Here is a 24,485-nt window from a genome sequence, read left to right on the forward strand (position 1 = left end):
CCTCGCTAGGGTGTGGGGCTGTGATGGCCAGCGAGACCTGTGGGGAAGCCTGTGCGTGAATACCTGCTGACGCTCTGCGTGACGGCCGCGGTGACGTATCTGCTGACCGGGCCGGTGCGTAAGTTCGCGATCGTCGCCGGGGCGATGCCGGAGATCCGGGCCCGTGACGTGCACCGGGAACCCACTCCGCGGCTCGGCGGTATCGCCATGTTCTTCGGTCTGTGCGCCGGTCTGCTGGTCGCCGACCACCTGACCAACCTGAGCGAGGTCTTCGAGAACTCGAACGAGCCGCGTGCCCTGCTCTCCGGAGCGGCCCTGATCTGGCTGATCGGGGTCCTGGACGACAAGTTCGAGATCGACGCCCTGATCAAGCTGGGCGGCCAGATGATCGCCGCCGGCGTGATGGTCATGCAGGGTCTGACGATCCTGTGGCTGCCCATCCCGGGCGTCGGCAACGTGGCGCTGACCCAGTGGCAGGGCACCCTGCTCACCGTCGCCCTGGTCGTCATCACCATCAACGCGGTCAACTTCGTCGACGGCCTCGACGGCCTCGCGTCCGGCATGGTGTGCATCGCCGCCGCCGCGTTCTTCCTGTACGCCTACCGGATCTGGTACTCGTACGGCATCGAGGCCGCCGCCCCGGCCACGCTCTTCTCGGCGATCCTGATGGGCATGTGCCTGGGCTTCCTGCCGCACAACATGCACCCCGCGCGGATCTTCATGGGCGACTCCGGCTCGATGCTGATCGGCCTCGTGCTGGCCGCGGGCGCGATCTCCATCACGGGACAGGTCGACCCGGACGCGCTGCAGCTGTTCGTCGGCTCCGAGAAGGCGGCGGTGCACCAGACGGTGCCCGTCTACATCCCGCTGCTGCTCCCGCTGACGATCATCGCGGTACCGGCCGCCGACCTCGTGCTGGCGATCGTCCGCCGTACCTGGCGCGGACAGTCGCCGTTCGCCGCGGACCGCGGCCATCTGCACCACCGGCTCCTGGAGATCGGCCACTCGCACAGCCGGGCGGTGCTGATCATGTACTTCTGGTCGGCGCTCATCGCGTTCGGGGCGCTGTCCTACTCGGTCAACTCGGCCTCGATGTGGATCGTCCTCGGCATCGTCTTCCTGAGCGCGGTCGGCCTGCTCCTCCTCCTGCTGCCGCGCTTCACGCCGCGCGCTCCGCGCTGGGCCGAGCACCTGGTGCCGCCGCGATATCGCCGTCGCAGGGCCGCAGTTGACCCCGTGGCCGTGCTGGCGGAGGAAGACCGTGACCCGCGTCCTCCGGTTGTCACCGGAGTGTCAGGAGTCAACGGGGCGACCGCAGTCGGCCCTCGTTCGCGCCTTCTGGACGGACGTAAAGCGGAGTCCTCGCGCTGACGCCAAGGTAAGAATCTGACTAAAGCGTTGCCATCTCGTGGGAGGACAAAGCCTCCCTATACCAGACAAGTTGGCCGTTATTTTGCACAGACGCGCACTGTCACTCTCATGTGTGACAGCAAGCACACCTTCTAGGTAAAGACCGCATCAAATAGTTTGTGATACGGTTCACGAGAACCCGGGACAGAGCCGAAGGACCGTAGTGCGACGGTCCATTGGCGTGAGGTTCTCTCTCATCCCGGGACTACGCTCGTCCATGACGACACGCCCCCCTTAGCAAGCGGAGTTGCCGCCATGCCGTCCAATGACGCCCGGATTCTCCTTCAAGCCGCTGTGCCCACAGCTGCCGTCGGCGCGATTGCCGCCGTCGTCAGTGCCGTGGTCGCCGGCGGTGAAGGAGCTATTGGGGCAGCCGTTGGGACGCTGATCGTGATCCTCTTCATGGGAATCGGGCTCTACGTTCTGCAGCGCACTGCCAAATCGCTTCCGCACCTGTTCCAGGCGATGGGCCTCATGCTCTTCGCGGCGCAGATTCTTCTGTTGTTCATTTTCCTCGCCGCGTTCAAGCACACCACGCTGTTCAATCCCAAGGCCTTCGCGTTCACCCTGCTCGCCGGAACCATCGTCTGGACCGTCGCGCAGACCCGTGCCCACATGAAGGCCAAAATCCTCTACGTCGAGCCCGAGAAGTCGGGGCACTCGTCGTGAGAGGTAGGGCCGGGATAAGAGCACGTAAGCGACCCTGCTATCGTCCGGTGCCAACTGCGGCATCGCGGGCGCGGGCATCTGAGCTGACGCCTGCTCAATCGCGAGGCTCGATGCCCCACTGCCGCCCCCACATCCGTAACACCAGTCCAGTGCCGAACCGCGGCTGCGCGCCGCGCCGACACAACGAGGTTGCCGTACCTATGCGCCACGCTGAAGGAGCCCGCGGTGAGTGCTGACCCGACGCAGGTGCTCGCCTTCGAGACCGACTGCCACATCTTCGACGGCTGTGGCTTCCCGGCTCCCGGCCTGCACTCGTTCCTGTTCAAGCCCCTTCTGGGGGACGGCGACAGCAACGTGTACTTCAACAAGCCGATGCTGCTGGCGCTGCTCGGCTCGGTCATTGTCGTCGGCTTCTTCTGGGCCGCCTTCCGCAAGCCGAAGGTCGTCCCCGGCAAGCTGCAGATGGTCGCCGAGTCCGGCTACGACTTCATCCGCCGCGGAGTCGTCTACGAGACGATCGGAAAGAAGGAGGGCGAGAAGTACGTACCGCTGGTCGTCTCGCTCTTCTTCTTCATCTGGATGATGAACCTCTGGTCGATCGTCCCGGTCGCCCAGTTCCCGGTGACGTCGATCATCGCGTACCCGGCGGTTCTCGCGGTCATCGTCTACATCCTCTGGGTCTCGCTGACGTTCAAGCGGCACGGATTCGTCGGTGCCTTCAAGAACTTCACCGGCTACGACAAGTCGCTGGGCGCGGTGCTGCCGCTGGCCATGACGATCGAGTTCTTCTCGAACCTCCTCGTCCGACCGTTCACGCACGCCGTGCGACTCTTCGCGAACATGTTCGCGGGCCACACCCTGCTGCTGCTCTTCACGATCGCCAGCTGGTACCTGCTGAACGGCATCGGTATCGCCTACGCCGGCGTCAGCTTCATCATGACGCTCGTGATGACGGCCTTCGAGCTCTTCATCCAGGCCCTGCAGGCGTATGTGTTCGTCCTCCTGACCTGCACCTACATCCAGGGCGCGCTCGCCGAGAACCACTGAGCGACACCCCTCCAGAATCCCCTTAAGCGTCCGGTGGCCAACCCCCGCCGGTCCGTACAGAGAAGGAAGAATCAGCATGGCTGCCACTGAGACCCTCGCCGCCGTCTCCGGTTCGCTCGGCTCCATCGGCTACGGCCTTGCCGCCATCGGTCCCGGCGTCGGCGTCGGCATCATCTTCGGCAACGGCACCCAGGCTCTTGCCCGTCAGCCCGAAGCTGCCGGCCTGATCCGTGCCAACCAGATCCTCGGCTTCGCCTTCTGTGAGGCGCTCGCCCTCATCGGTCTGGTCATGCCGTTCGTCTACGGCAAGTAGATCTGCGGATCCACGACAGCCCACTAGACGAAAGGCACTGACATGAGCCAGCTGCTCATTCTGGCGGCCGAGCAGGAGAACCCGCTCGTCCCGCCGATCCCTGAGCTTGTCATCGGCCTGATCGCCTTCGTCATCGTCTTCGGCTTCCTCGCCAAGAAGCTCCTCCCGAACATCAACAAGGTTCTGGACGAGCGGCGCGAGGCCATCGAGGGCGGTATCGAGAAGGCCGAGGCCGCCCAGACCGAGGCACAGAGCGTGCTTGAGCAGTACAAGGCTCAGCTCGCCGAGGCCCGGCACGAGGCCGCGCGGCTGCGCCAGGAGGCGCAGGAGCAGGGCGCCACGCTCATCGCCGAGATGCGCGCGGAAGGCCAGCGGCAGCGCGAGGAGATCGTCGCCGCCGGTCACACGCAGATCGACGCCGACCGCAAGGCCGCTTCACAGGCGCTGCGCCAGGACGTGGGCAAGCTCGCCACCGACCTGGCCGGCAAGCTCGTCGGCGAGTCCCTTGAGGACCACGCCCGGCAGAGCCGTGTGATCGACCGTTTCCTTGATGAGCTTGAGGAGAAGGCCGAGGCGGCGCGATGAACGGAGCGAGCCGCGAGGCCCTGGCAGCCGCACGTGAGCGTCTCGACGCGCTGACGGACTCCACGTCCGTGAACGCGGCGCAGCTCGCCGACGAGCTGGCCGCCGTCACCGCGCTGCTCGGCCGTGAGGTGTCCCTGCGCCGGGTCCTCACCGACCCGGCGCAGGACGGCGAGGCCAAGGCCCAGCTGGCCGAGCGCCTGCTCGGCGCCCAGGTCGGCGGCCCCGCCCTCGACCTGCTGTCCGGCATGGTGCGCTCCCGCTGGTCGCAGTCCCGCGACCTGGTGGACGCGCTGGAGGAGCTGGCGGCCACCGCCGACCTCACCGCCGCCCAGCAGTCGGGCGAGCTCGACGACGTCGAGGACGAGCTGTTCCGGTTCGGCCGGATCGTCTCCTCGAACACCGGGCTGCGCGCCGCGCTGACCAACCGCGCCGCCGGCACCGCGGCCAAGAGCGAGCTGCTCGGCAGCCTGCTCGGCGGCCGTGCCAAGCCGGCCACCGAGCGACTGGTGACCCGCCTGGTGACCGCGCCCCGGGGACGTAGCCTGGAAGCGGGACTCGAATCCCTCTCCAAGCTCGCCGCCGAGCGCCGCAGCCGCCTGGTCGCGGTCGTCACCACGGCGGTCCCGCTGAGCGACCCGCAGAAGCAGCGCCTGGGCGCCGCCCTCGCGAAGCTCTACGGCCGCCACATGCACCTGAACATCGACGTGGACCCTGAGGTCCTCGGCGGCATCCGGGTGCAGGTCGGCGACGAGGTCATCAACGGCTCCATCGCGGACCGCCTCGATGACGCCGCCCGCCGCATGGCGAGCTAGCAGCACCACAACAAAGACGTAGTAAGGCGGCCCGAGTTGGGCCGTGCAGAGGATTCACCTCGTCACGGGGGGAGTCCCCCCATCCCCCCAAGTGAAACTTCGGGCCCAACAAGGAGAGCAGGGAACCCAGATGGCGGAGCTCACGATCCGGCCGGAGGAGATCCGGGACGCGCTGGAGAACTTCGTCCAGTCGTACAAGCCGGACGCGGCCTCGCGCGAGGAGGTCGGTACGGTCACCCTTGCCGGCGACGGCATCGCGAAGGTCGAGGGCCTCCCCTCGGCCATGGCCAACGAACTGCTGAAGTTCGAGGACGGCACCCTCGGTCTCGCGCTCAACCTCGAAGAGCGTGAGATCGGTACCGTCATCCTCGGCGAGTTCAGCGGTGTCGAGGAGGGCCAGCCGGTCACCCGCACCGGAGAGGTCCTGTCCGTCGCCGTCGGCGAGGGCTACCTCGGCCGTGTCGTCGACCCGCTCGGCAACCCGATCGACGGCCTCGGCGAGATCGAGACCACCGGTCGCCGCGCGCTGGAGCTGCAGGCCCCGGGCGTCATGGTCCGCAAGTCGGTGCACGAGCCGATGGAGACCGGCTACAAGGCCGTCGACGCGATGACCCCGATCGGCCGCGGCCAGCGTCAGCTGATCATCGGCGACCGCCAGACGGGCAAGACCGCCCTGGCCGTCGACACGATCATCAACCAGCGCGACAACTGGCGCTCGGGCGACGTGAACAAGCAGGTCCGCTGCATCTACGTCGCCATCGGTCAGAAGGGCTCCACCATCGCCTCCGTGCGTGGTGCGCTCGAAGAGGCCGGCGCGCTGGAGTACACGACCATCGTCGCCGCCCCGGCGTCCGACCCGGCCGGCTTCAAGTACCTCGCCCCGTACACCGGTTCGGCCATCGGCCAGCACTGGATGTACGACGGCAAGCACGTCCTCATCATCTTCGACGACCTCTCCAAGCAGGCCGACGCCTACCGCGCCGTGTCCCTGCTGCTGCGCCGTCCGCCGGGCCGCGAGGCCTACCCGGGTGACGTCTTCTACCTGCACTCCCGTCTGCTGGAGCGCTGCGCGAAGCTCTCCGACGAGATGGGCAAGGGCTCGATGACCGGTCTGCCGATCGTCGAGACCAAGGCCAACGACGTGTCGGCGTTCATCCCGACCAACGTCATCTCCATCACCGACGGCCAGTGCTTCCTGGAGTCGGACCTCTTCAACGCCGGTCAGCGCCCCGCGCTGAACGTCGGTATCTCCGTCTCCCGAGTCGGTGGTTCCGCGCAGCACAAGGCGATGAAGCAGGTCTCCGGCCGACTGCGCCTCGACCTCGCCCAGTACCGCGAGCTGGAGGCGTTCGCCGCCTTCGGTTCCGACCTGGACGCCGCGTCGAAGGCCCAGCTGGAGCGCGGTCAGCGTCTGGTCGAGCTGCTCAAGCAGGCTCAGTACCAGCCGATGGCCACCGCCGACCAGGTCGTGTCCGTGTGGGCCGCGACCACCGGCAAGATGGACGACGTACCGGTCGCCGACATCCGCCGCTTCGAGACGGAGCTGCTGGAGTACCTGCACCGCAAGGAGCAGGGCCTCATGACCTCCATCAAGGAGGGCGGCAAGATGTCGGACGACACCCTCACCGCCGCCGCGGACGCGATCGCCGAGTTCAAGAAGCAGTTCGAGACCTCGGACGGCAAGCTCCTCGGCGAGGACGCCCCGGCCGCGGCCAAGTGACGTAGGAAGGGACCTGACTCATGGGAGCCCAGCTCCGGGTCTACAAGCGTCGCATCCGATCCGTCACCGCGACCAAGAAGATCACCAAGGCGATGGAGATGATCGCCGCCTCGCGCGTCGTCAAGGCGCACCGCAAGGTGCAGGCCTCGACGCCGTACGCGAAGGAACTGACGCGCGCGGTCACGGCGGTCGGTACGGGTTCCAACACCCGGCACCCGCTGACCACCGAGGCCGAGACGCCGACCCGTTCCGCGGTACTGCTCCTCACGAGCGACCGCGGTCTGGCCGGCGCCTTCAACTCCAACGCCATCAAGGCGGCGGAGCAGCTGACCGCGCGTCTCGTGGCCGAGGGCAAGGAGGTCGACACGTACATCGTCGGCCGCCGCGGTGTCGCCCACTACAACTTCCGTGAGCGCAAGATCTCGGAGCAGTGGACCGGCTTCACCGACGAGCCCACGTACGCGGACGCGAAGAAGGTCGCGGGTCCGCTGATCGAGGCGATCGAGCTGGACACGGCGGAGGGCGGCGTGGACGAACTCCACATCGTCTACACCGAGTTCGTCTCGATGATGACGCAGACGCCGATCGACAGTCGGCTGCTGCCCCTCAGCCTCGAAGAGGTCGCGGAGGACGTGCCCTCGGGCGAGATCCTTCCGCTGTACGACTTCGAGCCGTCGGCGGAGGACGTCCTGGACGCCCTGCTGCCGCGGTACGTCGAGAGCCGCATCTACAACGCGCTGCTCCAGTCGGCCGCCTCCAAGCACGCGGCCACCCGCCGCGCGATGAAGTCGGCGACCGACAACGCGGGAGACCTGATCACCACGCTCTCCCGTCTTGCCAACGCGGCCCGCCAGGCCGAAATCACCCAGGAAATCAGCGAGATCGTCGGTGGCTCCGCAGCCCTGGCCGACGCGACCGCGGGGAGTGACAAGTAATGACGACGACAGTTGAGACGGCCGTTGCCACGGGCCGCGTCGCCCGGGTCATCGGCCCGGTCGTCGACGTGGAGTTCCCCGTCGACGCGATGCCGGAGATCTACAACGCTCTGCACGTCGAGGTGGCCGACCCGGCCCTGGACGGCGCCAAGAAGACGCTGACCCTGGAGGTCGCCCAGCACCTGGGTGACGGCCTGGTCCGCACCATCTCGATGCAGCCCACCGACGGTCTGGTCCGCCAGGCCGCGGTCACCGACACCGGCAACGGCATCACCGTCCCGGTCGGCGACTTCACCAAGGGCAAGGTGTTCAACACCCTTGGTGAGGTGCTGAACAGCGACGAGAAGTACACGGGCGAGCGCTGGTCCATCCACCGCAAGGCCCCGCGCTTCGACGAGCTTGAGTCGAAGACCGAGATGTTCGAGACCGGCGTCAAGGTCATCGACCTGCTGACCCCGTACGTCAAGGGCGGCAAGATCGGCCTGTTCGGCGGTGCCGGCGTCGGCAAGACGGTGCTCATCCAGGAGATGATCTACCGCGTCGCCAACAACCACGACGGTGTCTCCGTGTTCGCCGGTGTCGGCGAGCGCACCCGTGAGGGCAACGACCTCATCGAGGAGATGGCCGACTCGGGCGTCATCGACAAGACGGCGCTCGTCTTCGGCCAGATGGACGAGCCCCCGGGCACCCGTCTGCGCGTGGCCCTGGCGGGTCTGACCATGGCGGAGTACTTCCGCGATGTGCAGAACCAGGACGTGCTGTTCTTCATCGACAACATCTTCCGCTTCACGCAGGCCGGTTCCGAGGTCTCGACCCTGCTCGGCCGCATGCCCTCCGCGGTGGGCTACCAGCCGAACCTGGCCGACGAGATGGGTCTCCTCCAGGAGCGCATCACCTCGACCCGCGGTCACTCGATCACCTCGATGCAGGCGATCTACGTCCCCGCGGACGACCTGACCGACCCGGCCCCGGCCACCACCTTCGCCCACCTCGACGCGACGACGGTTCTCTCCCGTCCGATCTCCGAGAAGGGCATCTACCCGGCCGTGGACCCGCTGGACTCCACGTCCCGCATCCTGGACCCGCGCTACATCGCGGCCGAGCACTACAACACCGCGATGCGCGTCAAGACGGTCCTCCAGAAGTACAAGGACCTTCAGGACATCATCGCGATCCTCGGCATCGACGAGCTGGGCGAGGAGGACAAGCTCACCGTCCACCGTGCCCGTCGCGTGGAGCGCTTCCTGTCCCAGAACACCCACGTCGCCAAGCAGTTCACCGGCGTCGACGGGTCGGACGTCCCGCTGGACGAGTCGATCGTGGCCTTCAACTCGATCATCGACGGCGAGTACGACCACTTCCCGGAGCAGGCGTTCTTCCTCTGCGGTGGTATCGAGGACCTGAAGGCGAACGCGAAGGAGCTGGGCGTCTCCTGACCCCGTGCTTCACCTGAGGGGGTGGGGCGTGTCCCACCCCCTCTTTCACGCCTACTAGAATTGAACCCACACCCGGCACGACCGCCGGGTGGTGACCCGAGGAGCCCACCTTGGCTGCTGAGCTGCATGTCGAGCTCGTCGCCGCGGACCGCCAGGTCTGGTCCGGCGAGGCCACCCTGGTCGTCGCGCGCACCACGTCCGGCGACATCGGCGTCATGCCCGGTCACCAGCCGCTGCTCGGTGTGCTGGAGTCGGGCCCGGTGACCATCCGCACGAGCGACGGCGGGACGGTCGTCGCCGCGGTGCACGGCGGTTTCATCTCGTTCGCGGACAACAAGCTGTCGCTGCTCGCCGAGATCGCCGAGCTGTCGGACGAGATCGACGTCCAGCGCGTGGAGCGGGAACTGGAGCGCGCGAAGGCGGAGGGCGACGAGTCCGCCGAGCGCCGCGCCGACGTCCGCCTGCGTGCGGTGGAGACGCGCTGAACCCAGTTTTGACGCGATGACGTGACTCAGCCGCGGCTGGGACCGGAGGAATCCGGCCCCAGCCGCGGCTGAGGCGAATGTGGGTGTTTTTTCCGTTCCGTTACCTGTTTTACCTAGGAGACGAGGAGGTCGGTGTCGATGGTCCTCGCTCTGACTGCGTGCGGAATCGTGGTGGCCCTGGTAGTGGTGGGGCTGTTCGTCTTCGGCCTGCGCCGCAGACTCATCCAGCGCTCCGGCGGCACCTTCGACTGTTCGCTCCGCTGGGACGTCCCGGAGAAACCCGACACCAACGGCAAGGGCTGGAGCTACGGCGTCGCCCGCTACAACGGCGACCGCATCGAGTGGTACCGCGTCTTCTCCTACGCCTACCGCCCGCGCCGCACGCTGGAACGCTCGGCGATCGAGGTGGCCGGCCGCCGTCTCCCCGAGGGCGAGGAGGAGCTGGCCCTGCTCTCCGACGCGCTCATCCTGACCTGCCTGCACCGGGGCACGCGTCTCGAACTCGCCATGAGCGAAGACGCGCTGACCGGTTTCCTCGCGTGGCTGGAGGCAGCCCCGCCCGGTCAGCGCGTCAATGTCGCTTAGGTGCTACGGGTAGTTCCTGTCGGCAACTCGCTTATGAGAGACCGCTGTTGATGGCGGTCACCAGTTCACCGTTGCTGGTGTCGCCGCTGAAGTCCCAGAAGAACGCGCCGCCCAGACCCTGGGTCTTGGCCCAGCTCATCTTTCCGGCGATCGTGCTCGGGGTGTCGTAGGACCACCAGTTGTTGCCGCAGAAGGCGTACGCCGTGCCGGCGATCGTGCCGGTGGCCGGGCAGGTCGTCTTGAGGACCTTGTAGTCCTCGATGCCCTGCTCGTAGGTGCCCGCCGCCGGGCCGGTCGCCGAGCCGCCGGGTGCGGCCTGGGTCACGCCGGTCCAGCCTCTGCCGTAGAAGCCGATGCCGATGAGCAGCTTGTTCGCGGGGACGCCCTTCGACTTGAACTTGGCGATCGCGTCGGCCGTGGTGAAGCCGGGCGTCGGGATGCCGCTGTAGGTGGTGAGCGGGGAGTGCGGGGCGGTGGGGCCGGTCGGGTTGAAGGCGCCGAAGAAGTCGTACGTCATCACGTTGTACCAGTCGACGTACTGGGCCGCGCCCGCGTAGTCGGCGGCGTCGATCTTGCCGCCCGAGGTGCCGTCGGCCGTGGTGGCGGCGGTGACCAGGTTGCTGGAGCCGAACTTGGCGCGCAGGGCCTGCATCAGGTTCTTGTAGGCCGCCGCGCCGCTGGTGTCGCAGGACAGACCGCAGGCGTTCGGGTACTCCCAGTCGATGTCGATGCCGTCGAACACATCGGCCCAGCGCGGGTCCTCGACCAGGTTGTAGCAGGAGTTGGCGAACGCGGTCGGGTTGGCCGCGGCCTGGGCGAAGCCGCCGGACCAGGTCCAGCCGCCGAAGGACCAGAGGATCTTGATGTTCGGGTACTTGGCCTTCAGCTCGCGCAGCTGGTTGAAGTTGCCGGCGATCGGCTGGTCCCAGGTGTCGGCGACGCCGCTGACCGACTGGTCGGCGGTGAACGTCTTCTGGTAGTCGGCGTAGGCGTCACCGATCGCGCACTGCCCGTTGGTCACGTTGCCGAAGGCGTAGTTGATGTGCGTGATCTTCGCGGCCGAGCCCGAGGTCACCAGGTTCTTGACCTGGTAGTTGCGCTGGTACGTGCCCCACTCGGTGAGGTACCCGAGCTTGACCGCGTTGCCGGTGGCCGGGGGAGTGGTCGTACCGCCCGTGGTGTGCACGGCGACCGCGCCGCTGACCGGGCCGGTCTGGTCCGCGGTGTCGCGGGCCTGCACGGTGTAGGAGTAGTCGGTGCCTGCGGTGAGGCCGGTGTTCGTGTACGACGTCGTCGTCACCGTGGCGACCTTGGTGCCGTCGCGCAGGACGTCGTAGTTCTTGACGCCCTTGTCGTCGGTGGCCGCGCTCCAGGAGAGGTTCACCGAGGTGTTGGTGATCGCGGAGGCGGTGGGGGTGCCGGGGGCGGAGGGGGCCGCGTCGCCGGGGACGGTGGTGCCACCGTCACAACTGCCGCCGTTCAGCAGACAGTTGGAGGGCGAGCCGCTGCCGGCGCCGTTGAAGCCGAAGGAGACGGAGGCGCCGGCGGCGATGGTGCCGTTGTAGGACTTGTTCTTCGCGGTCCAGTGGTTGCCGGCGTTGGTGACGTCCGCGTCCCAGGCCGAGGTGACGGACGTGCCGGAGGGGAAGTCCCACTCGACCGTCCACGAACTGATCGCGCTGGTACCGGTGTTCTTGACGGTCCACTGACCGCCGAAGCCGGTACCCCAGTCACTGGACTTGGTGAAGCTGGCGGTGGCGGTCGACGCGGCCTCGGCGGGCGCGGCCAGACCGACGAGGGCGGCGAGCGGAAGCAGCAGGGTCGTCAACCCGGCAACTGCTCGATGTCTGAAGCGCATTGAGCGCCTCCTCGGGGGTGTCGGGGGGTATCGAGGATGTCGGGGCGCGACTGAGCCTTCGCACCCACGGTGCCGCGAGAATAGAAAGGTCTGGACCACGGGTCAATAGGTCTGGACCACTTTGGTATGCCTGTGCTAAACCCCAATTCACGCACCGGCAAAGCCACTTGAACCCGGCCGCAGGGCCCCGACTCGCCCGGCAACCGGCTGACGTGCGTCTTCACCGCGGTGGCCGCGATCGTGCCCATGTCCAACTGCAACGCGCTGGAGGACGACGCGTCGCACGCCACCCGTGCGGACGTGCGCGCGGACATCTTCGGCGGGCCGGCGCCGGACGGGGTGTGACGCACGACGATCTGTACCGGCCACGCGATCGCAGACGGCAAGCTCCTCGTCCTCGTCGTCGTCGAGGTCGGGCATCGCCGGGAGGTCTACCGCTGGCTCTGACAGCCGGTCAGCGCTCCCCGCCCGGAACCCACAACACGTCCCCCGCCTCCTTGTTGGCCGTGCGGGCCAGGATGAACAGGAGGTCCGACAGGCGGTTGAGGTAAGTCGCCGTCAGGGGGTTCATCACCTCGGCGTGGACCTCCAGGGCTGACCATGTCGACCGCTCCGCCCGCCGTACGACCGTGCAGGCCTGGTGGAGCAGGGCCGCGCCCGGGGTGCCGCCGGGGAGGATGAAGGAGCGGAGTTTCTCCAGCTGCTCGTTGAAGTGGTCGCAGTCCGACTCCAGCTTGTCGATGTAGAACTGCTCGACACGGAGGGGTGGGAACTCCGGGGTCTCCACCACCGGTGTGCACAGGTCCGCACCCACGTCGAAGAGGTCGTTCTGGACGCGGGTGAGGACCTTGACGATGTCCTCGGTGAGGGCGCCGAGGGCGATGGCCGTGCCGATCGCCGCGTTCGCCTCGTTGGTGTCGGCGTACGCCGAGATCCGGACGTCCGTCTTGGCGACCCGGCTCATGTCGCCGAGGGCGGTGGTGCCCTGGTCGCCGGTCCTGGTGTAGATGCGCGTCAGATTGACCATGCGGCCAGCGTAGTTAGGGCCCGGGGATTCGGCGAAGGGGGTCAACTAGGCCGTACGGGGGGTCGAATGACCCGTGCCGGTGTGATGTCCGTCAGATGAGACGTGACGCGCGTTACTAACCGGTCACACAGCGCCGCACCTTCGCTAGTGTCCGCCGAGAGGCATACGGATACACGCTGTAAGCGTTTCAAAGGGGAGTCGCACAGTGGCACGGAAGCTTGCCGTCATCGGCGCCGGACTCATGGGTTCCGGTATCGCCCAGGTCTCCGCGCAGGCGGGCTGGGACGTCGTCCTGCGCGATGTCACCGACGAAGCCCTCAAGCGCGGCACCGACGGCATCAAGGCCTCGTACGACAAGTTCGTGAGCAAGGGCAAGCTGGAGGCGCACGACGCCGACGCGGCCCTCGGACGCATCACCGCGACCACCGACCTCGACGCCGTCGCCGACGCGGACATCGTCGTCGAGGCCGTCTTCGAGAAGCTCGAAATCAAGCACGAGATCTTCCGCGCGCTGGACAAGATCGCACGCGAGGACGCCGTACTCGCCTCCAACACCTCCGCCATCCCGATCACGAAGATCGCGGCCGTGACGGAGCGTCCGGAGCGCGTCGTGGGAACGCACTTCTTCTCGCCCGTCCCGATGATGGGGCTGTGCGAGCTGGTGCGCGGATACAAGACGAGCGACGAAACCCTCGCCACCGCAAGGGAGTTCGCCGAATCCGTCGGCAAGACCTGCATCGTCGTCAACCGTGACGTGGCCGGGTTCGTGACGACCCGTCTCATCTCGGCGCTCGTCGTCGAGGCGGCGAAGCTGTACGAGTCGGGCGTCGCCACCGCCCAGGACATCGACCTCGCCTGCAAGCTGGGCTTCGGCCACGCGATGGGCCCGCTGGCCACCGCGGACCTCACCGGCGTCGACATCCTGCTGCACGCGACGAGCAACATCTACACCGAGTCGCAGGACGAGAAGTTCGCCCCGCCGGAGCTGATGCGCCGAATGGTGGACGCCGGTGACATCGGACGCAAGAGCGGGCAGGGCTTCTACAAGCACTGAAACCGCACACGCCCCTGCCCCATCACACGCAGGGGTGAATTCGGTATCGGTTCGCTCACAGACGGCAACCTCATGGCACTTCACGCAGTCAGAGGTTGCATCACCTACATCACGGAGAACGCCACCGCACTCACGGGGAGCGCATATGTACATCAGGGGCGACCACGTCGAGCTGGTCGTCGGGGGCCGCCTCGACGTCCGCAGCGCGGCGGACGCCCGTACGGTCCTGCACTCGGCCGTCGACGACGGAGTCGGCGATCTGGTACTGGACCTGTCCGAGCTCGACTCCTGGGACGCCACCGGCCTCGGCGTCATCATGGGAGCCCACCGACGGGCCGGCCGCTGCGGCCGCCGCCTGGTGCTGCGCCGCGTACCGCCGCAGATGCAGCGCCTGCTCGTGGCCACCCGGCTGCACCGCATCCTGGCCATCGAGGACGCCGTCGGGGCGGAGTCACTTCCGCGAATGTGACACATGCCCTATGAAGTGTCACATTCGCGAAAGACACCGGTCAGGCGCCCGCACCACACGCACCGCGCACAATCCTCACGAGACTGTGATGTCTCGGACGGCGCGGTACCCCGGCCTGTCGTAGATACTGTGCCAAGGTTTAGGGTTCGGTCGCCCGCTGCCTTACAACCCTTCGAGCGGGCCCGGACCAGAAGCGACAGCGCGGTGTGCACAAGGCCGGGAGGGGCCTTGGGTCCTGTCGACCCGCACACGACGCTTTTGGGGGGCTTGGACCTATGGACCCGATCGACCGGGGACCCGAGGAGTACGGCCATGACGGCGACGACACGTCGTCACGTCAGCGGCCGCTCCGGGAACCCCTCGCAGCCGACTTCGGCCAGCACACACCTGCACTCGCCCGTACCGTGCAGCTGGTCACCGGCGACCTCCTGCTCACCGTCAACCCCGTCGACGGCAGCGAGATCGAGGTCTGCCCGCCCGGCCAACGGCCCGGCCGGCCCGCGAAGTCCGCCGCCGCCGACCGCGCAGAGGCGGCCCGCGCCGCCAGACCGCCGGTCCCGCCCGGCCTGAACCGCCCCGAACTGCCGCTCCTGGAGCGCCAGGAGGAGCGCGAGCGTCTCGTACGGCTGCTCGCCCGCGGCCGTTCCGTACGCCTCACGGGCCCCTCGGGCTCCGGCCGCACCAGCCTGCTCGACCTGGTCGCCGAGGACTGCCTGGACCTCGCCCCCGACGGCGTGATCCGCCTCACCGGCTTCCACCGCACCGCCACCGACCTCCTCCACGATCTCTTCTACGCCGTCTACGACGCGCCCCTGCACCGGCCCGGCCGGGAGGAACTCCTCGCGCTGACGCGGGAGATCGGCGCCGTCGTCGTCCTGGACGACATCGAGTTCGGCGCCGCCGCCCTCGACGAACTCCTCGACGCGACGCCCGAGTGCGCCTTCCTGATCGCCGCGACCCCGGAGGTCTCGGCGCCGTCGGCGGACTCCGCGATCGAGGAGGTCTTCCTCGGCGGCCTGGCCCGGCCCGGCGCCGTGGAGGTCCTGGAGCGGACCGTGGGCCGCGTCCTCACCGAGGAGGAGGCGAACTGGGCGGGCGACCTCTACTTCGAGTCCGAGGGCCTGCCCCTGCGCTTCGTCCAGGCCGGCGCCCTGCTCCGCCAGCGCGACCAACTGCGCGTCGGCACCAGCGCCGTCGAGGAGTTCGGCGTCTTCCAGGACACGCCCCCGGTCGACGCGCCCTTCGACGCCCCGCCGCTCGACGAGGTCGACGCCGTACCCCTGCCGTCGCTCGGTGAGGCCGCCGCGCCCGCGCCGCTGCTCGCCTCCCGGCTCAGCACCTCGGCGCGGGCCACCCTGCGCTTCGCCGTCGCGCTCGGCGGCGAGGTGCCGCACCAGGCGCATCTGCCCGCGCTCGTCGGCGACACCCACGCCGACGCCGCACTCGGCGAACTCGCGGGCTGCGGACTGGTCTCCCCGGTCGGCTCCCGCTACCGGCTCGCCGCCGGCGTCCAGACCCAGCTGGAGACCGCCGGATACGGCGACGACGTCGCGTCCGGCGCCCTCATCGCCGCCCTGCACTACTCCTGGTGGGCCGGGCACCCCTCGGTCACGCCCGCGCGCGTGTGCGCCGAGGCGGACGCCCTGCTCGCCGCGCTCGTCGCCCTCCTGCCGGCGACGACACCGCCCGGCGACGGCGAGGAGAGCACCACCGTCCACCTCGCCCGCACCGCGGCACCCGCGTTCGCCGCCGGACTGCACTGGAGCGACTGGGAGCGCGCGCTGCGCTCCGGCATCGAGGCCGCGCGGCTCGCCGGCGATGTGGGTGAACAGGCCTATTTCCAGCACGAGTTGGGTGTCCTCGCGCTCTGCGAGGGCGACCTCGACCGGGCCCGTGCCGAACTGGAGTCGTCCATCGCCCTGCGCGGCGAGGCCGCCGACAAGCGCGGCGCCGTAGCGGGCCGCCGCGCCCTCGCCCTGGTCGCGGACCGCTCCGGCATCGCGCTCGGCCTCGGTTCCACGGCCGGCGAGGAAGTACCGGACGCGCGCTACGAGGAGTCCGCCTCGCCGCCCGGCGGCACACCGACGCCCTTCCCACCGCTCCAGTTGCCCGGTGACACCGCCTACACCCTCGTCGCGCACCAGCCCTCGCCCCCGAAGCCCCACAACAAGGCCCGGGGCGGCCTGCGCGGCTACGCCCGGCGCAACCTCGTCGCGGCCGGCGCGGGCGTCCTGCTCGCCGCCGTCCTCGGCACGGTCGTCACGCTCGGCGCCACGTCCAACAACAACGCCGACAATCCGTCCGACAAGGTCGGCGTCAACCCGTCCGCCAGCCAGGGCACCGACGACGACACCCTCGGCGCCGACAAGGCGAAGAACGGCGACAAGAACGACACCGGTACGACGACCAGCCGTCCCACCGACCCGGGCCCGGACGGGACTTACGGCACGTCGGACGATCCGACGCCGACGGACGGCACCGGGCAGCCTTCCGACAACCCGAGCGGGACGAGTAGTTCGGGGGGCGGGCATACGACCCCGTCGCCGACCAAGTCCACTTCACCGACCAGCAAGCCGCCGTCCTCGCCGTCCACCCCGTCGGGTGGCTCCTCCTCGTCCGCGCCCCCGAGTGGCGGTTCCTCTTCGTCCGCGTCCCCGAGCGGTGGTTCGTCCTCGTCCGCCACGCCGACCGACGGCACCACGAACCCGTCCGCCAACACCTCGGCGAGCGGCGCGGTCTCAAGTGCCCCTGTCGGGACGGCCAGTTCGGCCGCGCCTGGGAGCAGCACGGTGGACACCCCGAGTTCGGGTTCCGCTTCGGGCGCTGTCATCTGACCCTCCGTACGACAGGAAAAGGGCCGGCTCCGATGATCGGAACCGGCCCTTTTCGTCGTGGTGAAGTCGGTGTCTGCCGACGGCTGTTCGGAACAGGCTCAGAACAGGCGGAGCTTGTCGTCCTCGATGCCGCGGAGGGCGTTGTAGTCGAGGACCGTGCAGCCGATGCCGCGGTCGGTGGCGAGGACGCGGGCCTGGGGCTTGATCTCCTGGGCGGCGAAGATGCCGCGGACCGGGGCGAGATGGGGATCGCGGTTCAACAGCTCCAGGTAGCGCGTGAGTTGCTCCACGCCGTCGATCTCGCCGCGCCGCTTGATCTCGATCGCGACGGTCTGGCCCTCGGCGTCCCGGCACAGGATGTCGACCGGTCCGATGGCCGTCATGTACTCGCGGCGGATCAGCGTGTAGCCCTCGCCGAGGGTGTCGATGCGGTCGGCGAGCAGCTCTTGGAGGTGCGCTTCCACGCCGTCCTTGATCAGGCCGGGGTCCACGCCGAGTTCGTGCGAGGAGTCGTGGAGGATCTCCTCCATCGTGATGATGAGCTTCTCGCCCGCCTTGTTGATGACGGTCCAGACGCCTTCGTCGTCCCCGGAACCCTCCTTCAGCGTGCAGGGCGGAGACATCCAGTTGAGGGGCTTGTAGGCCCGGTCGTCCGCGTGGATCGAGACGCTGCCGTCCGCCTTCACCAGGATGAGACGGGGGGCGGAGGGGAGGTGGGCGGTGAGCCGGCCCGCGTAGTCCACGGAACACCGGGCAATGACGAGACGCATGGTCGGCAACGCTACTCGACGGGCGTGGGTGCACGCGATTCGCCCTGGAAGACCCGTGACGCCCGTTGTTCATTCTTGGCCGATTGTGGGCCCATTGAGAGTTCCCTATGTACGCATTCTCCTGGTGCCGCCACCCTCCGTTGCCTACCGTATAAGCGGGAGGTCGCGAGACATGTACGCAGCGTGTTCGTCATCGCGAACTCCCTTACCTGTCCGGCAACCCCCGCGCGTTGGGGGTGCGAGAGGAGAACCCATGTCGCTCGACGTCTCACCGGCCCTACTCGAAAAGGCCGAGCGAGGCGAGGTCGACGAAGCTGAATTCGTCGACTGCGTCCGGACCTCCCTGCCTTACGCATGGGAGATGATCAGCTCCCTGGTGGCTCAGCTGAAGGTCGACGGCGGTGCGTTCGCCGACAACCAGACGCCGCCGCCGGACGAGCAGGCACGCGGTCAGTTGCTGCGTGCGCTCGCGAGTGACGCGATACGCGGCGCGCTGCAGCGGCACTTCGGTGTACGCCTTGCCTTCCAGAACTGCCACCGGGTGGCGGTGTTCCCGCTGGAGGGCTCGGTCGACGAGACGCTGGCCCGCTTCACCTCGGTGCGCAGTCAGCTGCTGAACCAGTCCCCGGAGTTCAGGGACTGCTGACGCGGCGGACGGCGCTCTGCTTGCCGCTCCGTACGCGGGAGGTGCTCTGTACGGGGCGGCAAGCTCCCCGCGGATCGTCCAGCGCGGTTCGCTCAGCCGAGGTGGGGGAGCACTTCGGCTCCGAGCCGCCGTACGTTCTCCTCGGTCGCCGCGAGGTCCCCGGACCCCTCGACGAGCAGCGCGAAGCGGGAGATGCCGGTCCGCTCCGAGGTCGCCGCGAGGCGGTCGGCGCACAGCCGCGGGGTGCCCACCGGGTGCAGCCCGCAGAGGAGTTCGGTGTACGCGAGCGGGTCGCGCATCCGGCGCTCGCGGTCGTCCACCGTCACATGGGCGTCGAGCCCCTGCTTCAGCCAGCCCGGCATCGCCTTCACCAGGGCCTCCACCGCGTCGGCACGCTTGTCCGCGATCTGGCACACACCGGCCGACACATGGGCCGCCCCGCGGATCTCCGCCGCCGACCGTCCGGCCGCCCGCGCCGACTGCCGCCACAGGGCGACCATTTCCGCCTTCTCCTCGTCCCCGACGTGCATGCCGAGCAGCATCGGCAGGCCCCGCTCGGCCGCCAGCCGCACGCTCGCGGGCGAGGTGCAGGCGACGACGACCTCGGGGCCCGGCGCGTCCGACAGCGCCTCCGACGGCCTTGGTACGACGGGCACTTCACGGAACGCGAAGCGGTCCCCGGTGCCCGCGACCGACGGCTCGCGCAGCCAGCTCATCAGCAGATCGAGTGATTCCGGGAACCCCTGTTCGTACGCGGCGAGGCCCGAGCCGAACACCTCCAGGTCGACCCACGGCCCGCCGCGCCCCACGCCCAGCGAGAAGCGCCCCCCGCTCGTCACGTGCAGCAGCGCGGCCTGCTCGCCGAGGGCGACCGGGTGCACGGTGGGCAGCACGCTGACCGCGGTGCCGACGCGGATGCGCCGGGTGCGGCCCAGCAGCAACGCGGCCAGGGTGACCGCGGACGGGCAGGTGCCGTAGGGCACGAAGTGGTGCTCGGCCAGCCAGGCCGTGTCGAGACCGGCTTCCTCCGCGACCTCCACCGAGCGGACCGCGCGGTGCAGGGCCTCCCCCTGGCCCTGCCCCGGGAACTGGGCCGCCAACACAAAACTTCCGACGCGCATGGCTTTTCCTGCTTCCTTGGCTCCGACACGGAGCTCCCCCACCGGGCATAACCGCCCGACACGTGCCGAGGACACGGCCTGGCGGAGAGATTTCCGGATTGTCTGCAGAATGCGCGGGCCCGAGGGGGACTTGTACGGGTTGATGCCCTTCGCGTACCCCTGTGCGGGCCACGTAGGCTGGACACAGCCCTTGCCTCCTGTATAGCCCCGTGAGGTGTTCCGTGTCCCCGCGTCGCAACCGACCCAAGGAGTCCGGTTCCGCCGGCCAGAGTGCCGACGACGAACGTTCGGGCCGCTACGGCGGCTGGCAGTCCTCGGAGCACTGGCAGGGCGAGGAGTGGAGCGTGCGCCATGTCGCCGGGGCGAGCGCGCAGGGCAAGACGTACCGCTGCCCCGGCTGTGACCAGCAGATCCCCTCCGGCGTCCCGCACGTCGTGGCCTGGCCGGAGCACGCGGGCGTCGACGACCGCCGCCACTGGCACAAGGCCTGCTGGAACGCGAAGGACCGCCGCACCACACGGGTGCAGCGGTCCAGGAACGCGCCGAGGTTCTAGGCCGAGGTTCTAGGCCGACCTTTTAAAGAGTGGTACGGCTCACACGTCCCGCTGCTCCAGCAGCGCGACCGCGCCCGCGAACGCCACGGCCGTCACGCCCACGATGATCCACAGCGGGTCCCAGCCCGAAGGGCCGCTCTCCGTCAGGGAGTTGGAGTAGAAGACGCTCAGCTGGTTCGGGATCGAGTACTCGAACAGCTTCTGGCGTACGTCCTCCAGCGACTGCGAGAACATGAACAGCGCGATGACCAGCGGGGCGAGCACCGCGCCGATCATGACGGTGATCGCGCCCGCCGAGTGCCGGATGATCGAGCCGACGATCAGCGAGAGCAGCCCGAGCAGCGCGATGTAGAGCGAGACGCCGACCGTCCCCTTGAGCCATTCGCCGGCGGACGGGTCCTTCGCGCCGTTGTTCTCCAGCAGCGCGGCGTCCACGAAGGCGATGAACCCCGAGGCGACCAGGGTGACCACGAAGGCGACCCCGAAGAACACGATCGACTTGGCCGCGAGGACCCGGCCGCGGCTGGGGCACGCGGTCATCGTGGTGCGGATCATGCCCGTGCCGTACTCCGAGGCCGTGGTCAGCACGCCGAGCGTGATGATGCACATGCAGCCGAGCAGCAGCCCGAAGAAGCCGTAGGACAGGGGATTCTCGTCGTTCAGCTCCGAGGACGAATTGCTGACCACGACGGCGGCGAGCAGGCCGATGCCTACGACGAGGACCACGAACACGCCGAGCGTCCAGATCGTCGAGCGCACCGACTTGATCTTCGTCCACTCGGAGGCGAGCGCGTGCCCGAGATGCGTGCGCACCACCGGGATCGGCGAGGTGTAACCGCCGTACGAAGGACCGGGCGCCGCCTGCCAGTTGGGCGCGGCTGCCTGCGGCATCGGGGGCTGGGGCGTACTCATCGGGCGTCCTCGGGCTTGGTCAGGTCGGCGGCGGGTGCGGGGGAGGAGGGCTGCGCGGAGGCAGGCGCGGGCGCGGCCGGGACCACGTCCGCGACCGGAGCCGGAGCGGCCACCGGGGCCTGAACCGCCGGGGCACCCTGAGCCGGGGCCTGCGGTGCGCCCTGCGCCTGCGACGCACCCTGCGCCGGCCCCTGGGGCGGCTGTGCCGCCGTCTGCGGGGTCAGGGGCGGCGGAGGCCCGTACGGGCCCGGCGCGGCTGCCACGGGCGCCGCAGGGGCGCCGTACGGATTCGGGGCGCCGTAAGGATTCGCCGGCGGCTGCCCCATCGCGAACGGGTGCCCGCCCTGCTGCGGTGACGGCGGCGCGTACCAGCCCGGCTGGCCCTGGCCCGGTACCGGCATGGGCGGCTGCGCGCCCGGCGGCAACTGCTGCATCAGACCGGCCTTCTGGTCGATCGTCGAGCGGTAGTCGACCGCCCCCTGCGTCATCCGCATGTACGCCTCCTCCAGCGAGGCCTGATGCGGGGACAGCTCCCACAGCCGTACGTCCGTGTCGTGCGCGATGTCGCTGATGCGCGGCAGCGGCAGGCCCGTGACGCGCAGCCCGCCGTCCTGCTCGGGCAGCACATGGCCGCCCGCCTCGGTCAGCGCGGAGGTCAGCTTCTCGCGCAGCTGGGGCTCGGTGTCCGGCGTGCGCACGCGCGCGAAGTCGGCGGAGTTCGCCGAGATGAAGTCCCGCACGCTCATGTCCGACAGGAGCTGGCCGCGCCCGATCACGATCAGGTGGTCCGCCGTCAGCGCCATCTCGCTCATCAGGTGCGAGGAGACGAAGACCGTACGGCCCTCCGCCGCGAGCGCCTTCATCAGGTTCCGCACCCAGAGGATGCCCTCGGGGTCGAGGCCGTTGACCGGCTCGTCGAAGAGCAGCACCTGGGGGTCGCCGAGGAGCGCGGCGGCGATGCCGAGCCGCTGGCCCATGCCGAGGGAGAAGCCCTTGGAGCGCTTTCTCGCCACGTCCTGGAGGCCCACGACCCCGAGCACCTCGTCCACGCGCCGGGCCGGGATGCCCGAGAGCTGGGCCAGGCTCAGCAGATGGCTGCGGGCGCTGCGGCCGCCGTGCACGGCCTTGGCGTCGAGCAGGGCACCGACCTGTCTGGGGGCGTTCGGCAGCTTGCGGTAGGGGAAGCCGCCGATCGTCACCTGTCCTGACGTGGGGTTGTCCAGGCCGAGGATCATGCGCATCGTCGTCGACTTGCCCGAGCCGTTGGGCCCGAGGAAGCCGGTGACGGCACCGGGCCGCACCTGGAAGGAAAGGTTGTACACGGCGGTCTTGTCGCCGTAGCGCTTGGTCAGGCCGACAGCCTCGATCATGCTCCGCACCCATCGAAAGGATCAGGACAGCAGGGCACACGCCCCCGTAAGGGTTAGGAGGATATCGGGGCGCTGACGGTTCCGCCCAAGAGAAAGTAAAGCAACGCCCGAAGCCGAGGCCCGAAGCTAGGCGTCCCGTCGCTTCAGAAGGACGTAGGCGCCGACGAGCGAGGCGAGCACCCAGAGGGCCATGATCCCGAACCCGCCCCAGGGGCCGTACGGCGCCGAGTCGTCGACCGGGGTGACCACCTGCATGATCTTGCTGCCGGCCTGGTCGGGCAGGTACTGGCCGACCTTCTTCGTCGCGGAGACGTTGCCGAGGATGTTGGAGATCAGGAAGAAGAACGGCATCAGGATGCCCAGCGACAGCATCGGCGAGCGCAGCATCGAGGCGACGCCCATGGAGAACAGCGCGATCAGGGTCATGTAGAGCCCGCCGCCGATCACCGCGCGCAGCACACCCGGGTCGCCGATCTCCGCCCTGTGGGAGCCGAGCATCGCCTGCCCGAGGAAGAACGTGAGGAAGCTCGTCACCAGGCCGACCACGAGACACAGCCCGGTGGCCACCGCGATCTTGCTGAACAGGAAGGTGCCGCGCTGCGGGACGGCCGCGAGCGAGGTGCGGATCATGCCGGTGCTGTACTCGTTCGACACGACGAGCACCCCGAACACGATCATCGCGAGCTGGCCGAGACTCATCCCGGCGAAGCTGATGAACGTCGGGTCGAAGGACAGCTTGTCCTTGGCGCTCATGTCGTCGAACTGGCTCTTCGACAGCGCCGAGATCAGCATGCCGAGCCCGATCGTCACCACCACGGCCAGCGAGAGCGTCCACACCGTCGACGCGACGGAACGGATCTTGGTCCACTCCGAGCGGATGACCTGGGTCGCCGCCATGTCAGCCCTTCTTCCAGCCGTCGCCCCAGCCCTGCTGCTGAGCAGGTGCCACGGGGGGTGGTGGTGCGTCGGAATGCGCGTGGTACTCCACCGACTCCGCGGTCAACTGCATGAACGCCTCCTCCAGGGAGGCCTGTTGGGGACTCAGCTCGTGCAGCACGAGCTGGTGCGACGCGGCCAGCTCACCGATCTGCTCGGAGTTGCCCCCGTCGACTTCGAGGACCCCGCTGCCGGACTCGACCACGGTGATCCCGGCCTGGTGCAGGACATCGAGCAGCCGCTCGCGCTGCGGGGTGCGGATCCGGACGTAGGACCGCGAGTTCTGCTGGATGAAGTCGGCCATGGAGGTGTCGGCGAGGAGCCGGCCCTGGCCGATGACGACGAGGTGATCGGCCGTCAGCGCCATCTCGCTCATCAGGTGCGAGGAGACGAAGACCGTACGGCCTTGTGCGGCAAGGGACTTCATCAGGTTGCGGATCCAGTGGATGCCCTCGGGGTCGAGGCCGTTGACCGGCTCGTCGAACATCAGGATCTCCGGATCGCCGAGCAGCGCGCCCGCGATGCCGAGCCGCTGGCCCATGCCGAGCGAGAACCCCTTGGCCTTCTTCTTCGCGACGGCGGTGAGACCTACGGTGTCGAGTACTTCATGCACCCGGGCCTTGGAGATGCCGTTGCTCTGCGCGAGACACAGCAGGTGGTTGAAGGCGCTGCGCCCGCCGTGCATGGCCTTGGCGTCGAGGAGGGCGCCGATGTACGTCAGCGGGTCCTTGAGCTGGTCGTAGTGCTGGCCGTCGATGCGCACGTCACCGGCGGTCGGCCGGTCGAGACCGAGCATCATGCGCATCGTCGTCGACTTGCCGGCGCCGTTCGGGCCGAGGAAGCCCGTGACGATGCCGGGTCGGACGGCGAAGGTGAGGTTGTTGACCGCCACCTTCTCGCCGTACCGCTTGGTCAGCCCCTCAAGCTCGATCATGCG

At 68.7% G+C, this 24,485-nt stretch carries 24 protein-coding genes; 16 read left to right on the forward strand and 8 right to left on the reverse strand.

The window, feature by feature from the left end; all coding sequences use genetic code 11:
* Positions 1-51: 51 nt before the first annotated feature.
* From OG407_RS34575 to OG407_RS34625, 11 genes are all read left to right on the forward strand, one after another.
* The gene (locus OG407_RS34575; protein ID WP_328679034.1) at positions 52-1,371 is read left to right on the forward strand and encodes an MraY family glycosyltransferase; all 1,320 of its coding nucleotides are present in this window, start codon (positions 52-54) and stop codon (positions 1,369-1,371) included.
* A 294-nt stretch (positions 1,372-1,665) separates the two neighbouring features.
* Complete coding sequence (locus tag OG407_RS34580; RefSeq protein ID WP_366098239.1) at positions 1,666-2,079, forward strand: hypothetical protein; 414 nt, start codon at positions 1,666-1,668, stop codon at positions 2,077-2,079.
* Between the two features lie 210 nt (positions 2,080-2,289).
* Positions 2,290-3,126 (forward strand): F0F1 ATP synthase subunit A, encoded by an 837-nt coding sequence (gene atpB / locus OG407_RS34585; RefSeq protein WP_328686341.1) that lies wholly within the window; start codon positions 2,290-2,292, stop codon positions 3,124-3,126.
* 76 nt (positions 3,127-3,202) lie between these two features.
* Entirely contained in the window at positions 3,203-3,439 is a 237-nt protein-coding gene (locus tag OG407_RS34590) for an ATP synthase subunit C (protein ID WP_019060721.1), read from the forward strand.
* A gap of 42 nt (positions 3,440-3,481) precedes the next feature.
* Positions 3,482-4,024 carry a F0F1 ATP synthase subunit B gene (locus tag OG407_RS34595; RefSeq protein WP_328679025.1) on the forward strand — a complete coding sequence of 181 codons (543 nt, stop codon included), beginning with the start codon at positions 3,482-3,484 and terminating at the stop codon, positions 4,022-4,024.
* Entirely contained in the window at positions 4,021-4,836 is an 816-nt protein-coding gene (locus OG407_RS34600) for a F0F1 ATP synthase subunit delta (RefSeq protein WP_405863385.1), read from the forward strand. Before OG407_RS34595 ends, OG407_RS34600 begins: the two co-directional genes overlap by 4 nt.
* Positions 4,837-4,966: 130 nt before the next feature.
* Complete coding sequence (gene atpA, locus OG407_RS34605) at positions 4,967-6,556, forward strand: F0F1 ATP synthase subunit alpha (protein ID WP_327401279.1); 1,590 nt, start codon at positions 4,967-4,969, stop codon at positions 6,554-6,556.
* Between the two features lie 20 nt (positions 6,557-6,576).
* Entirely contained in the window at positions 6,577-7,491 is a 915-nt protein-coding gene (locus tag OG407_RS34610; RefSeq protein WP_328679022.1) for a F0F1 ATP synthase subunit gamma, read from the forward strand.
* Complete coding sequence (gene atpD, locus OG407_RS34615; protein WP_327401277.1) at positions 7,491-8,927, forward strand: F0F1 ATP synthase subunit beta; 1,437 nt, start codon at positions 7,491-7,493, stop codon at positions 8,925-8,927. The genes OG407_RS34610 and atpD overlap by 1 nt, the downstream gene beginning before the upstream one ends.
* Before the next feature lie 110 nt (positions 8,928-9,037).
* The gene (locus OG407_RS34620; RefSeq protein ID WP_266772606.1) at positions 9,038-9,412 is read left to right on the forward strand and encodes a F0F1 ATP synthase subunit epsilon; all 375 of its coding nucleotides are present in this window, start codon (positions 9,038-9,040) and stop codon (positions 9,410-9,412) included.
* A gap of 138 nt (positions 9,413-9,550) precedes the next feature.
* Positions 9,551-9,997 (forward strand): DUF2550 domain-containing protein, encoded by a 447-nt coding sequence (locus tag OG407_RS34625; RefSeq protein WP_033285408.1) that lies wholly within the window; start codon positions 9,551-9,553, stop codon positions 9,995-9,997.
* A gap of 31 nt (positions 9,998-10,028) precedes the next feature.
* Here the strand turns inward: OG407_RS34625 and OG407_RS34630 are convergent, their stop codons facing one another.
* Together OG407_RS34630 and OG407_RS34635 are read right to left on the reverse strand one after the other, a co-directional pair.
* On the reverse strand, positions 10,029-11,855 hold the full coding sequence (locus OG407_RS34630; protein WP_405863386.1) for a glycosyl hydrolase family 18 protein: 1,827 nt from the start codon (positions 11,853-11,855) through the stop codon (positions 10,029-10,031).
* Between the two features lie 454 nt (positions 11,856-12,309).
* The gene (locus tag OG407_RS34635) at positions 12,310-12,882 is read right to left on the reverse strand and encodes a cob(I)yrinic acid a,c-diamide adenosyltransferase (protein WP_405863387.1); all 573 of its coding nucleotides are present in this window, start codon (positions 12,880-12,882) and stop codon (positions 12,310-12,312) included.
* A gap of 205 nt (positions 12,883-13,087) precedes the next feature.
* Between OG407_RS34635 and OG407_RS34640 the strand changes: the two genes are divergently transcribed.
* From OG407_RS34640 to OG407_RS34650, 3 genes are all read left to right on the forward strand, one after another.
* Entirely contained in the window at positions 13,088-13,936 is an 849-nt protein-coding gene (locus tag OG407_RS34640; RefSeq protein ID WP_405863388.1) for a 3-hydroxyacyl-CoA dehydrogenase family protein, read from the forward strand.
* A gap of 145 nt (positions 13,937-14,081) precedes the next feature.
* Positions 14,082-14,405 (forward strand): STAS domain-containing protein, encoded by a 324-nt coding sequence (locus tag OG407_RS34645; protein ID WP_403590784.1) that lies wholly within the window; start codon positions 14,082-14,084, stop codon positions 14,403-14,405.
* A gap of 275 nt (positions 14,406-14,680) precedes the next feature.
* The gene (locus OG407_RS34650; protein ID WP_405863389.1) at positions 14,681-17,239 is read left to right on the forward strand and encodes an ATP-binding protein; all 2,559 of its coding nucleotides are present in this window, start codon (positions 14,681-14,683) and stop codon (positions 17,237-17,239) included.
* Between the two features lie 98 nt (positions 17,240-17,337).
* Here OG407_RS34650 and nucS read toward each other — a convergent pair whose 3' ends face one another.
* The gene (gene nucS, locus OG407_RS34655) at positions 17,338-18,009 is read right to left on the reverse strand and encodes an endonuclease NucS (RefSeq protein WP_363097072.1); all 672 of its coding nucleotides are present in this window, start codon (positions 18,007-18,009) and stop codon (positions 17,338-17,340) included.
* A gap of 253 nt (positions 18,010-18,262) precedes the next feature.
* On the opposite strand from nucS, the gene OG407_RS34660 reads away from it, so the two are divergent.
* Positions 18,263-18,655: an SCO5389 family protein gene (locus OG407_RS34660; protein WP_365309666.1), complete on the forward strand. Its 393-nt coding sequence runs from the start codon at positions 18,263-18,265 to the stop codon at positions 18,653-18,655.
* 92 nt (positions 18,656-18,747) lie between these two features.
* On the opposite strand, the gene OG407_RS34665 is transcribed toward OG407_RS34660, so the two are convergent.
* A complete protein-coding gene (locus tag OG407_RS34665) occupies positions 18,748-19,776 on the reverse strand; it encodes an LLM class flavin-dependent oxidoreductase (protein WP_405863390.1) in 1,029 nt (342 codons plus the stop codon).
* Positions 19,777-19,997: 221 nt separating this feature from the next.
* On the opposite strand from OG407_RS34665, the gene OG407_RS34670 reads away from it, so the two are divergent.
* A complete protein-coding gene (locus OG407_RS34670) occupies positions 19,998-20,330 on the forward strand; it encodes an ATP/GTP-binding protein (RefSeq protein ID WP_365608134.1) in 333 nt (110 codons plus the stop codon).
* A 39-nt stretch (positions 20,331-20,369) separates the two neighbouring features.
* Here OG407_RS34670 and OG407_RS34675 read toward each other — a convergent pair whose 3' ends face one another.
* The 4 genes from OG407_RS34675 to OG407_RS34690 form a co-directional block, all read right to left on the reverse strand.
* The gene (locus tag OG407_RS34675) at positions 20,370-21,242 is read right to left on the reverse strand and encodes an ABC transporter permease (RefSeq protein WP_405863391.1); all 873 of its coding nucleotides are present in this window, start codon (positions 21,240-21,242) and stop codon (positions 20,370-20,372) included.
* A complete protein-coding gene (locus OG407_RS34680) occupies positions 21,239-22,612 on the reverse strand; it encodes an ATP-binding cassette domain-containing protein (protein WP_405863392.1) in 1,374 nt (457 codons plus the stop codon). The genes OG407_RS34675 and OG407_RS34680 overlap by 4 nt, the downstream gene beginning before the upstream one ends.
* 126 nt (positions 22,613-22,738) lie before the next feature.
* Positions 22,739-23,509, reverse strand: a complete 771-nt coding sequence (locus OG407_RS34685) for an ABC transporter permease (RefSeq protein WP_405863393.1) — start codon at positions 23,507-23,509, stop codon at positions 22,739-22,741.
* A gap of 1 nt (position 23,510) precedes the next feature.
* A complete protein-coding gene (locus tag OG407_RS34690) occupies positions 23,511-24,482 on the reverse strand; it encodes an ABC transporter ATP-binding protein (RefSeq protein ID WP_405863394.1) in 972 nt (323 codons plus the stop codon).
* Between the last annotated feature and the right edge of the window lie 3 nt (positions 24,483-24,485).

Source organism: Streptomyces sp. NBC_01515, assembly GCF_045040345.1.
In the GTDB taxonomy this organism is placed as follows: Bacteria; Actinomycetota; Actinomycetes; order Streptomycetales; family Streptomycetaceae; genus Streptomyces.

Excerpts from the sequence above, each read along its gene's own strand:
- OG407_RS34580 (WP_366098239.1), top strand. The coding sequence starts at position 1,666 with ATGCCGTCCAATGACGCCCGGATTCTCCTTCAAGCCGCTGTGCCCACA.
- OG407_RS34590 (WP_019060721.1), top strand. The coding sequence starts at position 3,203 with ATGGCTGCCACTGAGACCCTCGCCGCCGTCTCCGGTTCGCTCGGCTCC.
- OG407_RS34595 (WP_328679025.1), top strand. The coding sequence starts at position 3,482 with ATGAGCCAGCTGCTCATTCTGGCGGCCGAGCAGGAGAACCCGCTCGTC.
- OG407_RS34600 (WP_405863385.1), top strand. The coding sequence starts at position 4,021 with ATGAACGGAGCGAGCCGCGAGGCCCTGGCAGCCGCACGTGAGCGTCTC.
- atpA (WP_327401279.1), top strand. The coding sequence starts at position 4,967 with ATGGCGGAGCTCACGATCCGGCCGGAGGAGATCCGGGACGCGCTGGAG.
- OG407_RS34610 (WP_328679022.1), top strand. The coding sequence starts at position 6,577 with ATGGGAGCCCAGCTCCGGGTCTACAAGCGTCGCATCCGATCCGTCACC.
- atpD (WP_327401277.1), top strand. The coding sequence starts at position 7,491 with ATGACGACGACAGTTGAGACGGCCGTTGCCACGGGCCGCGTCGCCCGG.
- OG407_RS34625 (WP_033285408.1), top strand. The coding sequence starts at position 9,551 with ATGGTCCTCGCTCTGACTGCGTGCGGAATCGTGGTGGCCCTGGTAGTG.
- OG407_RS34630 (WP_405863386.1), bottom strand. The coding sequence starts at position 11,855 with ATGCGCTTCAGACATCGAGCAGTTGCCGGGTTGACGACCCTGCTGCTT.
- OG407_RS34635 (WP_405863387.1), bottom strand. The coding sequence starts at position 12,882 with ATGGTCAATCTGACGCGCATCTACACCAGGACCGGCGACCAGGGCACC.
- OG407_RS34645 (WP_403590784.1), top strand. The coding sequence starts at position 14,082 with ATGTACATCAGGGGCGACCACGTCGAGCTGGTCGTCGGGGGCCGCCTC.
- OG407_RS34650 (WP_405863389.1), top strand. The coding sequence starts at position 14,681 with ATGGACCCGATCGACCGGGGACCCGAGGAGTACGGCCATGACGGCGAC.
- nucS (WP_363097072.1), bottom strand. The coding sequence starts at position 18,009 with ATGCGTCTCGTCATTGCCCGGTGTTCCGTGGACTACGCGGGCCGGCTC.
- OG407_RS34660 (WP_365309666.1), top strand. The coding sequence starts at position 18,263 with ATGTCGCTCGACGTCTCACCGGCCCTACTCGAAAAGGCCGAGCGAGGC.
- OG407_RS34665 (WP_405863390.1), bottom strand. The coding sequence starts at position 19,776 with ATGCGCGTCGGAAGTTTTGTGTTGGCGGCCCAGTTCCCGGGGCAGGGC.
- OG407_RS34675 (WP_405863391.1), bottom strand. The coding sequence starts at position 21,242 with ATGAGTACGCCCCAGCCCCCGATGCCGCAGGCAGCCGCGCCCAACTGG.
- OG407_RS34680 (WP_405863392.1), bottom strand. The coding sequence starts at position 22,612 with ATGATCGAGGCTGTCGGCCTGACCAAGCGCTACGGCGACAAGACCGCC.
- OG407_RS34685 (WP_405863393.1), bottom strand. The coding sequence starts at position 23,509 with ATGGCGGCGACCCAGGTCATCCGCTCGGAGTGGACCAAGATCCGTTCC.
- OG407_RS34690 (WP_405863394.1), bottom strand. The coding sequence starts at position 24,482 with ATGATCGAGCTTGAGGGGCTGACCAAGCGGTACGGCGAGAAGGTGGCG.